This window comes from Rhodococcus sp. EPR-157, assembly GCF_001647195.1.
In the GTDB taxonomy this organism is placed as follows: Bacteria; Actinomycetota; Actinomycetes; order Mycobacteriales; family Mycobacteriaceae; genus Rhodococcoides.
Map to the genome: position 1 here is coordinate 1 of NZ_LVCV01000390.1, position 13,631 is coordinate 13,631.

At 64.7% G+C, this 13,631-nt stretch carries 13 protein-coding genes and 1 pseudogene; 7 read left to right on the forward strand and 7 right to left on the reverse strand.

Annotation, left to right across the window (positions count from 1 at the left end):
- From A2J03_RS17625 to A2J03_RS17635, 3 genes are all read right to left on the reverse strand, one after another.
- Nucleotides 1-1,098, reverse strand: a 1,098-nt coding sequence (locus tag A2J03_RS17625; RefSeq protein WP_068376374.1) for a flavin-containing monooxygenase, incomplete at its 3' end; no start/stop codon positions are given.
- Nucleotides 1,099-1,130: 32 nt separating this feature from the next.
- Complete coding sequence (locus A2J03_RS17630; RefSeq protein ID WP_068376353.1) at nt 1,131-2,228, reverse strand: PDR/VanB family oxidoreductase; 1,098 nt, start codon at nt 2,226-2,228, stop codon at nt 1,131-1,133.
- Nucleotides 2,225-3,139: a metal-dependent hydrolase gene (locus tag A2J03_RS17635; RefSeq protein WP_068376355.1), complete on the reverse strand. Its 915-nt coding sequence runs from the start codon at nt 3,137-3,139 to the stop codon at nt 2,225-2,227. The genes A2J03_RS17630 and A2J03_RS17635 overlap by 4 nt, the downstream gene beginning before the upstream one ends.
- A 110-nt stretch (nt 3,140-3,249) precedes the next feature.
- Here A2J03_RS17635 and A2J03_RS17640 point away from each other — a divergent pair, with 110 nt between their 5' ends.
- From A2J03_RS17640 to A2J03_RS17650, 3 genes are all read left to right on the forward strand, one after another.
- The gene (locus A2J03_RS17640) at nt 3,250-3,822 is read left to right on the forward strand and encodes a TetR/AcrR family transcriptional regulator (RefSeq protein WP_068376357.1); all 573 of its coding nucleotides are present in this window, start codon (nt 3,250-3,252) and stop codon (nt 3,820-3,822) included.
- 97 nt (nt 3,823-3,919) lie between these two features.
- The gene (locus A2J03_RS17645; RefSeq protein ID WP_068376359.1) at nt 3,920-4,939 is read left to right on the forward strand and encodes an ABC transporter substrate-binding protein; all 1,020 of its coding nucleotides are present in this window, start codon (nt 3,920-3,922) and stop codon (nt 4,937-4,939) included.
- Nucleotides 4,940-4,950: 11 nt separating this feature from the next.
- Nucleotides 4,951-5,838, forward strand: coding sequence for a siderophore-interacting protein (locus A2J03_RS17650; RefSeq protein WP_068376361.1), 888 nt, complete (start codon nt 4,951-4,953; stop codon nt 5,836-5,838).
- A gap of 21 nt (nt 5,839-5,859) precedes the next feature.
- Here A2J03_RS17650 and A2J03_RS17655 read toward each other — a convergent pair whose 3' ends face one another.
- Entirely contained in the window at nt 5,860-6,471 is a 612-nt protein-coding gene (locus A2J03_RS17655) for a TetR/AcrR family transcriptional regulator (RefSeq protein WP_068376363.1), read from the reverse strand.
- 136 nt (nt 6,472-6,607) lie between these two features.
- Between A2J03_RS17655 and A2J03_RS17660 the strand changes: the two genes are divergently transcribed.
- From A2J03_RS17660 to A2J03_RS17675, 4 genes are read left to right on the forward strand one after another with little or no spacing between them, the layout of a single operon-like run.
- On the forward strand, nt 6,608-8,035 hold the full coding sequence (locus A2J03_RS17660; RefSeq protein WP_068376365.1) for a flavin monoamine oxidase family protein: 1,428 nt from the start codon (nt 6,608-6,610) through the stop codon (nt 8,033-8,035).
- A complete protein-coding gene (locus A2J03_RS17665; RefSeq protein ID WP_082897905.1) occupies nt 8,017-8,496 on the forward strand; it encodes an SRPBCC family protein in 480 nt (159 codons plus the stop codon). Before A2J03_RS17660 ends, A2J03_RS17665 begins: the two co-directional genes overlap by 19 nt.
- Nucleotides 8,493-9,428 carry a carbohydrate kinase family protein gene (locus A2J03_RS17670; protein ID WP_068376367.1) on the forward strand — a complete coding sequence of 312 codons (936 nt, stop codon included), beginning with the start codon at nt 8,493-8,495 and terminating at the stop codon, nt 9,426-9,428. Before A2J03_RS17665 ends, A2J03_RS17670 begins: the two co-directional genes overlap by 4 nt.
- A complete protein-coding gene (locus tag A2J03_RS17675) occupies nt 9,413-10,090 on the forward strand; it encodes a class II aldolase/adducin family protein (RefSeq protein ID WP_231912578.1) in 678 nt (225 codons plus the stop codon). Before A2J03_RS17670 ends, A2J03_RS17675 begins: the two co-directional genes overlap by 16 nt.
- A gap of 142 nt (nt 10,091-10,232) precedes the next feature.
- Here the strand turns inward: A2J03_RS17675 and A2J03_RS17680 are convergent, their stop codons facing one another.
- The 3 genes and pseudogenes from A2J03_RS17680 to A2J03_RS31180 all read right to left on the reverse strand — a co-directional run.
- Nucleotides 10,233-11,726 carry an aldehyde dehydrogenase family protein gene (locus A2J03_RS17680; protein WP_068376369.1) on the reverse strand — a complete coding sequence of 498 codons (1,494 nt, stop codon included), beginning with the start codon at nt 11,724-11,726 and terminating at the stop codon, nt 10,233-10,235.
- On the reverse strand, nt 11,723-13,273 hold the full coding sequence (locus A2J03_RS17685) for a long-chain-fatty-acid--CoA ligase (protein ID WP_068376371.1): 1,551 nt from the start codon (nt 13,271-13,273) through the stop codon (nt 11,723-11,725). The genes A2J03_RS17680 and A2J03_RS17685 overlap by 4 nt, the downstream gene beginning before the upstream one ends.
- Nucleotides 13,274-13,406: 133 nt before the next feature.
- Nucleotides 13,407-13,631: pseudogene (locus A2J03_RS31180) on the reverse strand (TetR/AcrR family transcriptional regulator); the annotation flags it as partial.

Here is a 13,631-nt window from a genome sequence, read left to right on the forward strand (position 1 = left end):
CGACAACGACTTTCCGCCGCGGCCACGGATGCGCCGAAAACCGGAGTGCTTGGCAATGGTGAATCCGGTTCCCAGCACGATCGTGTCGACCTCGTGCGTTTGCCCATCCGCAGTGACGACTCCTTCCGGCCGGACTTCGGTGATGGCAGTTGTCTCCACGCTGACGTTGTCGCGAGCGAGTGCGGGATAGAACTTGTTGGAGAACGTCGGCCGTTTGCATCCGAACGCATACTGCGGAGTGAGCTTCTCTCGAAGTACCGGATCTTTGATCTGACGTCGAAGGTGCGCACGTCCGAGCGCAGCAAGGGGAGCCAGGAGCGACCGGTGGTTGATGAGACCGGGAACCAACGCTTCCTGGAACAAGTCGAAGACACGGCGAAGTGCCCTCTGTGTCAACGGATACTTGCGTTGCACCCTTCGGCCTGATTCCGATATCGGACGGTCTGGGTGCGGCAGGATCCACGTCGGTGTCCGCTGGAACACCGTCAGATGGGCGGCCTCGGGAGCGATGCGTGGTACGAACTGCACTGCCGACGCCCCGGTTCCGATCACGGCTATGCGGCGGTCCTTCGCGGAGAACTCGTGATCCCATTCGGCGGAGTGAAAAACAGTGCCCGAGAATGATTCGAGACCCTCGATATTCGGACGGGCCGGTTCGCTGAACGGTCCGAGAGCCCCGATCAACACCCGTGCGGACCATGTTCCCCCGGATGTCGTGACGAGCCATCGCGCCTCTGTCTCGTTCCAGGAAGCGTCGAGGACTTCGTGACCGAATCGAATTCGATCCCGGATCTCGAACTTGTCCGTGCAGTCGTTGAGGTATCCCTCGATCTCAGGCTGCAGGGGGTACAGACGAGTCCAGTCGGGATTGGGGGCGAAGGAGAAGGAATACAAGGCTGACGGAATGTCGCACTGGGCGCCGGGGTAGGTGTTCACGTGCCACGTGCCGCCGACTGCATCGCCTCGCTCGAAGACCAGGAAGTCCGGGCGACCTTCTTGTTGCAGGCGGATCGCTGCACCGAGACCGCCGAAGCCCGCTCCGATGATCGCGACATCGATCAGCGGCACCGTCTCGGTGTCCGAAGTTGCTGCAGTCATGAGGGTGACTCCTTCTTTACAGATCGAGGACGCTAGAGATCGAGGACGACGACTTCGTTGTCGGTGGCACCGCGCGAGACGCAGAGGGTGAGTGAATCCTGCCTCTCGGCGACGCCGAGTACGCGATCACGGTGGTCGACGCGCCCCGCCACGAGCCCGACGACGCATGCTCCGCAGAACCCTTGTCTGCACGAGTACGGCTGATCCGGTTTGACTCGTCTAAGTGCATCGAGTGCCGTTTCCTGCGCCCCGACGGCGATCGTTCGACCCGAACGATTCAGCTGGAGCGTGAAGGGCTTGCCGTCCACCACTGGCGCTGGAGCGAACAGTTCGGCGTGAAATTCCCGCACTGCGCTTGCACGTTGCGCTTCGTCGCGCAACTTCGACGACAGCGCCACCGGCCCGCAGACGTACATCGCGGTGTCACCCTCGGCGAGCTCCACGATGTCCGAGGGAGACGGGAAGCCGTCCACATCGTCGGTCCGCAGAAGTAGATGTCCTCCGGACGTCAGGGCCAGCTGCTGCAGTTCCTTGACGAAAGGCAGGCTCGCCTTGGATCGCCCGTGGTAGTACAGCGTCCACTTCGAACCGTCCTCGACAGCGCGTTCGACCATCGCACGGATGGGCGTGATACCGATTCCCGCGGCAACGAAGAGATAGTGCTCGGCGTCGGCCATCGGAAATGCGTTGCGCGGGCCCCGGACACGAAGAACGTCACCGGGCTCGAGGTTGTGAAGCTCGGTCGACGCGCTGCCGCCGATCACCTTGCGGACACTGATGCGGTAGTGGCGACTGCTGGTCGGACGTCCGGTGAGTGAGTACTGACGCACTGCCCCCGACGGCGTGGTGACGTCGATGTGTGCACCGGGCATCCACGACGGAAGAGGCGCACCGTCGGCGCGGCGCAACAGAAGCGAACGGACGTCCTCTGCTTCGTCGACGATCTCGTCGATGATTGCGTCGAATTCGTATCCGACGTATCGCCGTGGCCGCGCCGGGGACAGGGCCGTCACGATCGACGAGTCCGCGACGAGCTTGGCGTAGACCTTCGATGCCGCGCCGATGGCGCGGAGCCCGATGCCGGGTGCGGTCACCGTGACATCACCCAGGTGGCTACGAGTCGCGGTCATTGCTGCGCCGCCAGAGCCGCTGGAGACGTGGCTAGATACTGCACAGCTTTGTCGATGTCGCCCATATGGGACGGGTGGAAGCCGGGGCGGATGTAGAGGGAGAGCTGAACGAAGAGAAAAGACAATCCCGGTATGAGGTTCTTGTGTGATGCCCTGGCGAAGGCAACCGGCCATGGCGTACGGAATCGGCGCTTCCCGGTGCGGGGGGTCGCGACCGAGTTCTTGTACAGGTAGGCAGCGGTGGTGAACCACAGCACGGCCAAACCGGCACTGGCCACGACCGCTGTCCGTGCCCTTCGGAAGCCACCTCCGTCCACGTACTGGAAGGCGTCGAATGCGACGTTGCGGTGCTCTAGTTCCTCCGCGCCGTGCCAACGCAGAAGGTCCAGCATTGTGGGATCGACGCCGAGTCGATCGAATTCCGTATTGTCGAGCAACCATTCGCCGACTACTGCGGTGAAGTGCTCTGCTGCTGCATAGATTCCGAGTCGTTCGTTCAGCCATGCCTTGCCGGGGCGGCCGGTCAGACCGTGGTCACCGAACACCACTCCCACCGCGAACCGGATTCGCCGCAGGATCGGTTCGATGTCCACACCGTGTGCGACGAGGTACTCCCGGAAGCTCTCGTGCGAGGACGCGTGCGTCGCTTCCTGCCCGACGAACCCGACTACCTCCTCGTGCAGTCTTCGGTCGTGGATGTAGGGGAGAGCGCGGGCGAAAACGTCTGCCATCGCGCGCTCTCCCTCGGGCAGAACGAGGTGCATCACGTTCCAGAAGTGGGTGGCGTACCAGTTTCCTGGGATGTACTGAAGGGGAACGTTCGACCAGTCGAACTTCACGGCCCGCGCGACGATCGCGTAGGACTCGTCGATGTATCGGTCGTTCGAGTCGACCGCCTTGTTCCGAGACATTCGAACTCCAATCCCTTGATGTTCTGTTGTCATCGATGTTACATAGCAACAGTAGATGTTGCAATGTTGCATTCGCCTGCGGATGGCGAAATGGCCGTTAAGATCGGGCAATGCATCCAGACGGAGACGATGGGCCCATTCTGGACGCCGCGTTCGAGCTCTTCGGCGAGGTCGGCATCGCGCGGACAACCATCGGCGATGTCGCGAAACGAGCCAAGGTCAATCGTGTGACCGTCTATCGCCGGATCGGCTCGAAGGACGAGCTGGTGCAGGCCGTCATGGGGCGAGAATCAGCCAGATTGTTCGCGTCACTGGCCGCCGTTGCGTCGCAGCAGTCCTCGCTGGCCGAGCGCATCGTCCATGGCTTCGCAACGACCATCGACTCCGTCCGTACCAATCCGGTCCTTCTGAAGATGTTCGATTCGGAAAGCCCGGTCGTGTTGGAGCAGCTGACGACCAACGCAGCGGGACTGCTCGCGCCGGCGATACGTGCAGCAACGGCCATTTCGCGCGGAGAATCGGATGCGGAGAAATTCGCTATGCCCGACGCGCCGGAAATTGTTGTACGACTGGTCCATTCGATTCTCCTGACGCCGTCGGCCGCGGCGCCCCTGGAGACGTACGAGGAACTTCTCGTCTTCGCGCGTCGGAACGTCGTTCCGATGCTGACTCTGAACACCTAGTCCTAGAATCGGAGCAGTTAGGGTAGGGTTGGCTCGCCTTCCGATCGTGGCAGGCACGTTCCCACCTGCACGTCGATCTTGGAGGTCACCGATCCACATGAGCATCTCCCTACCGTTCGACGTGACTAGGAGGGCCAAGACGTATGCGATCGCTGGGGTCATGGCGTCTGCGTTGATACTTCCAGGATGCTCGAGCGCAAGTTCGGACTCGGAACAGCGCGCGAGCACGAGAACGGTCGACGACTACTTCGGCTCGGTCGACGTTCCGGCCGCGCCGATGCGTGTCGTCGCTGCCGACCCGATCTCACTGGCGCTGATGCTCTCGCTCGACACGAAACCGGTGGCGGCGTCGTTCAACCCGCTCGCTCTCCCCGCGCATGTCGATGAGCGCGCCGATGGCATCGAGAACATCGCCGGTGAGGGTGGCGGATTCGATCCCAACGTGGAGGCGATCCTGGCCCAGGACCCAGACCTCATCGTCGTTGTCGCCGGCTACGACGGCGAAGGCGAGGAGGCCTGGAACAAGGAGATCTACGATCGACTCACGGCCAGTGGAGTACCGACCTACGGATTCGCCTACAACGACGGAGTCTCGCTCGACGATGTGTCCAACGGTGTTGCCGCCATGGGCGAGGTACTCGGGAAGCAGAACGAGGCGGCGGAGTCGATGCAGGCCCTCACCGATCGGATGGCTGCCCTGAAGCAACGGGTTTCCGATGCCGGCCTCGCCGACAAGCCCGTCTCGGCGGTACGTCTGAGTGAGCGGGGCGAGTATTCGATTCGAGTCGGAACAGGAGAGAGCATCGCCTTCCGTGGGTTGGGAATGGCGCAGCCCGAGGGGCAGCAGGATCCCAGCGCGTTCCGCATCGACATCACCGACGAAACGCTGAACATTCTCGCGTCCGCCGACACCCTGTTCGTGTACCACGACGAGGGATCCGATGCCGAACGAGACGCCATCAGCACCGCACCACTGTGGTCGACACTGCCTGCCGTGCAGCAGAACCGGGTGCACTGGGTGTCGGCAAGCGCGTGGAACTCGTCCGACCCCATCGGCCTCGGCCTGATCCTCGACGACATCGAAACGCTACTCGTCGCGCCGGCCGAGCAGCGCTGAAAGTAGACACCGTGTCCAACCGCCGAGGCGCGCCCGGCTACGTGACCGTACGAGTGGCCGAGGCAATTCGGCTGTCTCCGTCGATGATTCGCGTGGTGTTCGACGTTCCGGCCACGTGCGGGTTCGAGTCGAGTGGAGTGCCGGACGAAATCGTGCAGCTGTACTTCCCTGCGGCCGGGGAAGATGCGCCGCCGGAGATGACGTCGAAGGGCGGTGTGCTCGCGCATCATGACGGCGTTCTCCGCGAATGCCGTAACTACACGGTCCGTCGGTGGGAATCGGGCCGGATCTGGATCGATTTCGTCGACCACGTCGGTGGGATCGCTGCCGAGTGGGCCCGCTCGGCAGCGCCCGGTCGACAATTGGGGATGTCGGGGACGCGGTCGTGGTACGAACCGCCCGGCGACACCGACTGGATGTTGTTCATCGCCGATCTGCCGGGGCTCCCGGCGATGCTTCGCGCGATCGAGCAACTGCCTGCGGGCCGCAATGCCCATGCCATCGCCGAAGTAGCCCACCGCGACGACATGCTAGAGGTACGGACCTCGGCGGAGGTCACCGTCGACTGGCTCATCGCTGGAAACGGACGCGGCGCATCGGAATTGGCAGATGCCGCGCGTGCGTACGCGATGCCGCCGGGTCCTGGCTATATCTGGTTCGGTGGGGAGGCGTCGGCAGGTCGAGCGGTGCGCAAATACCTTCGCGGCGAGATGAGCTTCCCGGCGGACCGGCTTGCCATCGTGGGGTACTGGCGTGACGACAAAGAGGTCTGGCTCGAACGCTATGAGCGCGTTGCAGATTCACTTCTGGGCGATTACGAGCGCATCGCGGCGACCGGCGTGGGTGACGCCGAAGCGGAGATCGCCTGGGATGAAATACTCGAGCGCGCCGGTCTGTAGAACACGAGGCGACGCGTCGGATCAGGGCGTCCGATCGTACGAGTCGAGAACCCGAAACAGGGCGTCACGCAGTGCCGTTCGATTGCCGCCCGGTGTCGGCCTGGCAATCTCGTGCAAGGTGTAGCCGTCGATCAGGGCCAGAAAATGTCGGGCAGGTAGATGCGGTTCCGCGATGCCGAATGCCCCCAGGGCCGCCTCGGCTGCCTCCTCGATCATGCGCATGATTCTGTGCACCGAATCCGCCAGCTCGGGTCGTCGGCGCACGGCCAGGTATGCCTCGAACTGGACGAGGGAATCGTCGTCATCGGGAGAGGACAGCAGCGAGACGAGGTCCATGATCGCGTCGGCGAGATCGTCGCGAGTGAGGCCGCCGGTCTGCGCGACGTCGAGTAGGGCAGTGACTTTCGCCGTCACGTTCTCGGCTATCCGGGTGATCGCGGCATCGATAAGTTCACCGACCGAGCCGAAGAAATAGCTGGTGGTCGACGGTGGGAATCCGGCGGCTTCGGCGACGGACCGAAACGAGACGCGTTCGAGTCCGCGAGTCCCGATCAGGCCGATCGCCGCGTCCACGAGGGCATCGCGCCGCTCCTGGCCGCGTGCGTATCGCGTCTTCGGACGGTCTTCGGTCATGGCTACAACGTAGCCGGGTGCTGGGTTCCACTTCCATCGCAGTGTCCTTCAGCAGGGACTTCTCGCGAATACTGGCCTAGTGGCCAATATTGGGCTACTGTCGCCGCTACATCGAAGAGCCCGGAAGGAGGCACCCATGGCCGAAATATCGCAGGCCCATCGTGTGGATGTAGTGGTAGTCGGCGCAGGACTCGCAGGACTGACCGCAGCCAGGGAACTGACGGCCGCAGGACTGACCGTCCAGGTCCTCGAGGCCAGAGACCGGGTGGGCGGGCGGACGGTCAACCACGCACTCGGCGAGAACTCGGTGGTGGAGACCGGCGGACAGTTCGTCGGTCCGACGCAGGATCACGTCCTTCGCCTGGCCGCGTCGGTCGGCGTCGGGACGTTCCCGGCGCATGGCATCGGATCGAGCGTCTACGTCAAGAACGGACGCGCCCGACGCTTCGACGGCGGGGTGCCACCGGATCTGGCGGCGCTGCCCGACATCGGGATGCTCGTGGCGCGAATCGACCGGGCCGCCAGGCAGATTCCCGCGGGCAGGCCGTGGTCCGCACCGCGTGCGCGCGAGTGGGACACCGAAACCCTCGCCACCTGGGCGCGCCGGCACTCGGCCACCGACGGTGGAGTGGAATTGCTCGACATCCTGCTCGGCTCGGTGTTCGGTGGCACGGCCGCCGACGTGTCCGCGCTCTTCGGCTTGGCGTACATAGCCGGGGCGGGCAACGAATACACGCCCGGCACGGTCGACCGATTGATGAGTGTCTCTGGGGGAGCGCAACAGTGGCGATTTCTCGGCGGCTCGCAAGCGATCTGCATCACGATGGCGGAGCAGCTCGGAGACGCTGTCCGACTCGACACTCCCGTGCGCCGCGTCGAACAGCATCTGGATCGAGTGGTGGTACACGGCGATGTCGAATCGTGGGTCGCCCGATCGGCCGTCGTTGCGATTCCGCCGGTTCTGGCTACCCGAATCGACTGGACCCCTGCGCTTCCCGCGCCCCAGGAAGCACTGTTTCAGCGGATGAACTTCGGCGGCTTGGCCAAGTGCGAGGCCGTGTATCCCGAACCGTTCTGGCGGGCGAGCGGTCTCTCGGGCCAAGCGCTGTTCCGTGACAGCGATGTACCGGTGTCCTCGATGTTCGACAACTCGCCTCCCGACGGGAGCGAGGGAGTGCTGATGGGATTCGTCGGTACCTGGGGTGCACGCCATCGGGGTGGACGGAACTGGTCCGACGGCAACGACGTCGAGCGCCGCGGCGAGGTGCTGCGGGCATTCGCATCGGCAGTGGGTCCGCGCGCACTCGAACCGACGGAGTGGATCGAACTGGATTGGACTCGCGAGCAATGGACCCGTGGCGGGCCCACCGCGGTGTTGACCCCCGGGGTGCTGACCGGGCTCGGACGGTGGCGCGACGCCGCGTTCGGACGAGTGCAGTGGGCCGGTGCCGAACACTCCGACTATTGGAACGGATACATGGACGGCGCCGTGCGATCGGGTGAAAAGGCTGCAGCAGAGGTACTTTCGACCGAAGGAGAACTCTCGTGGAACAACGCTTCGTAGTCTCGGCCCACCGCACACTCTCGGTGAGCCCGGATGAAGTGTGGGCACTGACCGGTGACACCAGCAGATACGCGGAATGGGTGTCCGACGTCCGGGCCGTCACCACTCATCACGGCGCCGCGCGCACCGGCGGTATCTACACCGAGGAGGTCGCAGCGCTCGGCCGTTTCACCACGCACGCCACCTGGACGGTCCGGCATCTGGAACCGAACCGACTGCGAGTGGATTCGGGGCAGGGATTCGCGCCGCTCTCCAACGTGGCGAATGTATTTCGCTTTGCGCCGCTCAGCGGTGGAACTTCCACCGCGATGACCTTCGAGTTCTGGTTCGACGTCTCCCCGAGCTGGCTGGGACGCCTGGTGCGGCCCATTGCGACCGCCGGAATGTCCGCACGATTCGACGTCTCGATGTGCAATCTGGAGGCCCTGATCCTCTCGGAGCAAACGGCTAACCTGCGATGAGAGAACCGGCGGAAATCCTCACCCTCGGCGTGCACATTCTCGACACGCTGGTGCGGCCGGTGACCGAGATTCCCGACGGTCAGGCGGCGGTCCTGGCCGAGCAGATCGCGATGTCGGCCGCGGGCACTGCCGCGGGAACGGCGCTGGTGCTGGCCCGGTTGGGTGCTGCGGTGCACTCTGCGGGCGTCGTCGGTGGTGATTCGGCAGGTTCGTTCCTTCTGCAGCTCCTCGCCGACGATGGAGTGGATGTTTCCCTCGTTCATCGCATGGACGGAGTGCAGACCTCGGCATCGGTGCTGCCGATCCGGCCGGACGGTTCCAGACCGGCTCTGCACGTGATCGGCGCGAACGGCTATCTGGCTCAGCATGTTCCATGGAACATGTTTCACAACGTCGACTTTCTGCACCTCGGTGGGCCCGAGTTCTTCGGACCCGACACCGCGCGGGACATCGCGCGCCGCGCTCATGAGGACGGCGTTGTCGTCACCGTGGACAGCCTTGCTCCGTCCATTCCGGAAGGACTCGGTGCGTTCGCCGCCGCACTGCCGTACGTGGACTACCTGCTGCCCAACGACGAGCAGGTCCTCGGCTGGACCGGCTGCGCCACTGTCGAAGACGGGTGTCGCCGATTGCTCGAGCTCGGCGCGTCCTGCGTGGTGGCCACCGCGGGTGCCTTGCCCACGCTCGTCGTCACCTCTGAGTGTGCCGTCGAGGTCCCCGCATATTCCGTGGACGTGGTGGACACCAGTGGATGCGGCGATGCGTTCTCGGCCGGGTTCGTTCGGGGCCTGTCCCTGAGCATGAGCGTCGTCGACGCCGCCGAACTGGGCAACGCGACCGCCGCGCAAGTGGCGCAGGGACTCGGTACCGACTTCGGCGCCTACGACCTCGACTTCGTTCGGAAGTTCGCACGCACGTGCGAGACGATCTGATGGCGGTCGACGTGGACGAACTACGGGAGTCCGTCGCCGGGGCCGCCCGGCAACTGGGCCGACGGGCGTTGGTTCTCGGTACCGCAGGCAACGTCAGCGCGCGTGCGGGCGATGTGGTGGCGGTGACGGCGACCGGACTGGTGTTGGCGGACGCGACGATCGAGGACATCACGCTCGTCGGTATGGACGGCGTCGTGCGCGCGGGTGCCTGCGAACCGACGTCGGAACTGGACCTGCACCTGGGAATCTACGAAGCGTGTGACGCGCGCGCAGTGGTACATGCGCATTCTCCGGCAGCCGTTGCTCTTTCACTTGTCGCGGACGAATTGCCGCCGGTGCACTACGCGCAGCTCGCTCTCGGCGGCAGAGTTCCGGTGATCCCGTTCGCGCCGTTCGGTACGGCCGAGCTCGCCGAGACGGTGGTGGCGGCGATGCGTTCGAGGTCGGCGGCCATCATGGCCCATCACGGTTCGGTGACCACCGGTCACGATCTCGGGGCCGCGTTGTCGAACATCGAACTTCTCGAATGGCTCTGCGGTGTCTATCTTTCGGCTGCGTCGGTGGCGACCCCGCGTGCCCTCGGTGACGCGCAGCTGGCGGCAACCCTCGACGAGGTGGTGCGCCGTAACTACGGAACCGCAGCGCCAGTGCGAAGAGACTGATCCAACCTGCCATTGCACCGCTGCTCGCGAGTGTGTTCCTCTCCACTGTCGGCGGATACCCGGCTTTGTTCGCCGCCGTGGGGATACTGGCCGCACTCGGAGCAGCGGTAACTTGGCAGGTGAAAAAAGGTGCGCTGATCGCTCAGCGGCGGTGACGCAGCCCCAGCAATCGGTCGATCAGCGGCATGACCCACCGTCGACGACGGAGAGTTACGAGTTCGAATCCCGGGATGTCGAACAGTTTCGTGACGCGGCTGTGGGTGCGGCAGAACTCCGCGAACCCCTCGTCGCCGTGCACACGGCCGAATCCGCTGGCGCCGACACCTCCCATCGGCACCGAACCCATCCCGGCGAACGCGATCACCGAGTTCACGGTCACCTGGCCGCACGCCAGCTGCGCTGCAATCTCATTGCCCTGTTTGCGGGAGAACACCGATGCGCCAAGGGCGTACCGATGATCGTTGCTCAGCTCGATGGCCTCGTCGATGCTGTCGACCTCACGAACGGTGACCGTGGGGCCGAACGTTTCCTCGCGAACGGCCGAGCAGCTCTCGGGAGTGTCCACCAAGACGGTGGGTCCGACGTATCGCTCGCCGATGGAGGAGAGTCCGCCGATCAATGCTCGGCCACCGGCCGCGTCGGCGGCAGCGAGGTGACGCCTGACGATCTCGATCTGTGCGGGCATGGTCATCGGTCCGTAGGTGGCGGACGCGTCACCACCGGGCTGGATGCTGCGTGCGTGCGCGACGAGCGCTGCAGTGAATTGCTCGGCAATGCCGCGCTCGACGTAGACGCGCTCGACTCCGACGCAGGTCTGGCCGCCGTTGGTGAACGCGCCCCAGGCGACCGCCTCGGCTGCAGCTGCGACGTCGGCATCCCCAGCGACGATCACCGGATCCTTGCCGCCGCATTCCAACACCACCGGAGTGAGCGTTTCGGCGCACGTCGCCATGATCTTCGAGCCGGTGCTGGTCGAACCGGTGAACGCGATCTTGTCGACCCCCGCGCGGCACAGCGCGGCACCGGTGTCACCGAAGCCGGTCACCAGTGACAGCACCCCGGTCGGCAGACCCGGATTGGCGTCGTGGAAGGCCTGAACATATCGGGCTCCGATGGCCGGCGTGTATTCGCTCGGCTTGAACACGACGCAGTTTCCTGCTGCCAGCGCCGCCGAGATCGCACTGTTCGGTGCGTACAACGGATAGTTCCACGGGCCGATCACGCCGACGACGCCCAGTGCGACTCGCTCGACCCGAGCTGAGTAATTCGCCAGCAGCAAGCCGGGGTTGACGCGCCGAGATCGCAGCAGGCGCGGCGCATGTCGTTCGGCCCACCCGATGTGCTCGAGGGTCAGCACGATCTCGAGCAACGCGTCCTCGGCGGGCTTGCCGTTCTCTCGGTGAAGCAGGTCGACGAACTCGTCCCGGCGACTCCAGATTTCGTGGCGCCACGCCCTGAGGTGGTGGGCGCGCGAGCGGGGCGGCAGCGACGACCATGCGCTCTGAGCGTTCCGCGCATCACTCACCACCCGCGCCACGATCTCGGCCCCATCGACGGCGAACGAGGCGACGAGCCCGTCGTCGATGGGGGAGACCGAGTCGAAAGTATCGAGGTGCGCCGACACCTGGGTTGTCACAGGGAGGCCCCGAGCCCGTCCTTCGCCGCCACGTGTGCGTCCCGCAGTTCGCGCTTGAGGATCTTGCCTGCCCCGCTCATGGGCAGAGCGGTGACGAACTCGATGGTACGGGGGGTCTTGTATCCGGCAACGTAGTTGCGGGTGTGTTCGCGGAGCTCGTCCACAGTCGGCGAGAACTCCTCTGCCAGAACGACACACGCGTGAACGCGCTCACCCCATTCGCTGTCGGGGACCCCGATCACGGCGCAGGCCAACACGGCGGGATGCAGGCTCAGTGCACTCTCCACCTCGGCGCTGTAGACGTTCTCGCCGCCGGTGATGATCATGTCCTTGAGGCGATCGACGACGAACAGGAATCCCTCGGAATCGAGGTAGCCGACGTCGCCGGTGTGCATCCACCCGTCACGAATGGCAGCCGCCGTCTCTTCCGGCTTGTTCCAGTAGCCGAGCATCACGTGTCCACCGCGGACACAGATCTCGCCGACGGAGCCGGTGGCCAACTGCTCGTTGTCGGGTCCGACGATCTGGATCTCGGAGTGCGGGGCCGCGCGTCCGGCAGAGCCGATGCGTTCTCCCACATGGTGTTCCGGCCACAGCAGGGACGCAACCGGAGCGAGTTCGGTCATGCCGTACGCCTGAGTGAGGCGGGCCTGCGGAAGTCGAGCAAGGGTGCGCTCGAGGACGCCGGCAGAGATCGGGGATCCTCCGTACAGCACACGGCTCAGCGACGTGGTGTCGAATTCACTCAAGGCCGGATGATCGACGAGCAGCTGAATCATCGTGGGCACCAGCAGCACATCGGTGATGGAGTGCTTCGCGATTGCGCCGAGGACAGCGGTCGGTTCGAAGAACGGAACCATGACGTGGGTGCCGCCGAGCATGACCTGCCCTACCCAAGCGGCCAGATCTGCGAGGTGGAACATCGGCGCGGCATGCAGCAGGACCGATTCGTCGTCGAGTAGCTGCCCGGTCGCCACTGTGCCCAGCCCCGAGGTGACTAGGTTCGCGTGCGAGAGCATGACGCCCTTGGGGAAACCGGTGGTGCCGCCGGTGTAGAAGAGCCCGGCAAGTGCATCTCCGCTGCGGCGTGCGTCGGGAATGGGATCGTTCGACGCGACCAGCTCCTCGTAGGAGACCATGCCCTCGGGCGTGGCTCCGTCGCCGCAGTAGACGATGGTCTGAAGGGCAGGACACGCCGGGCTCAGGGCCGGAACCATGGCACCGAAGGTGTCGTCGACCAGGAGGACCTTGGTGTCCGAATCATTGAGTGCGTACGCGACCTCGACCGGAGACCAGCGAATGTTGACGGGGTTGAGGACTGCGTTCGCCCACGGCACCGCCAGCAGATACTCGGAGTACCTATCGCTGTTGAAGGCCAGCATCGCCACTCGATCGCCGGCGTCGACTCCGATTGAACGAAGTCCGGCGGCCAGCCTCGCCACTCGGTCGATCTGCTCGGCGAAGGTGCGGACGCGGTCACCGAATACCGTTGCGGCCCGGTTCGGAGTGGTTGCTACGGAGCGATGAAGGCCTTGAGTGAGATACATGTCTAGGTCCCTTGTCGAGAGGGGGCGAGGGTGCCCGGGTGAATAAGGTCACAGTTCCACCTTATTGGCACTGTGTCAATAGGGCGGACGGACGGCCGCCGCCGGAGTGCTCCGAGGTTTCGAAAGGGCTGCGCTACGTGCGCTCTGGGTTGTCGGCGGAGGTCATGGACTCTGCGGTCGACAGGACGGTCACGAGGACGTCGGTCAGCAGAGTTTCGACCTGTTCGCGCGTGATAGCGCCGCGCACCAACCATTCGCGGCCAGCAGCCTTGACCATTCCGCCGAACGCGCGCACCGCCGACGTCGCGATTCGACGGTCACCGCCTCTGTCATCGAATGCCGTGGCATCGAGCACACG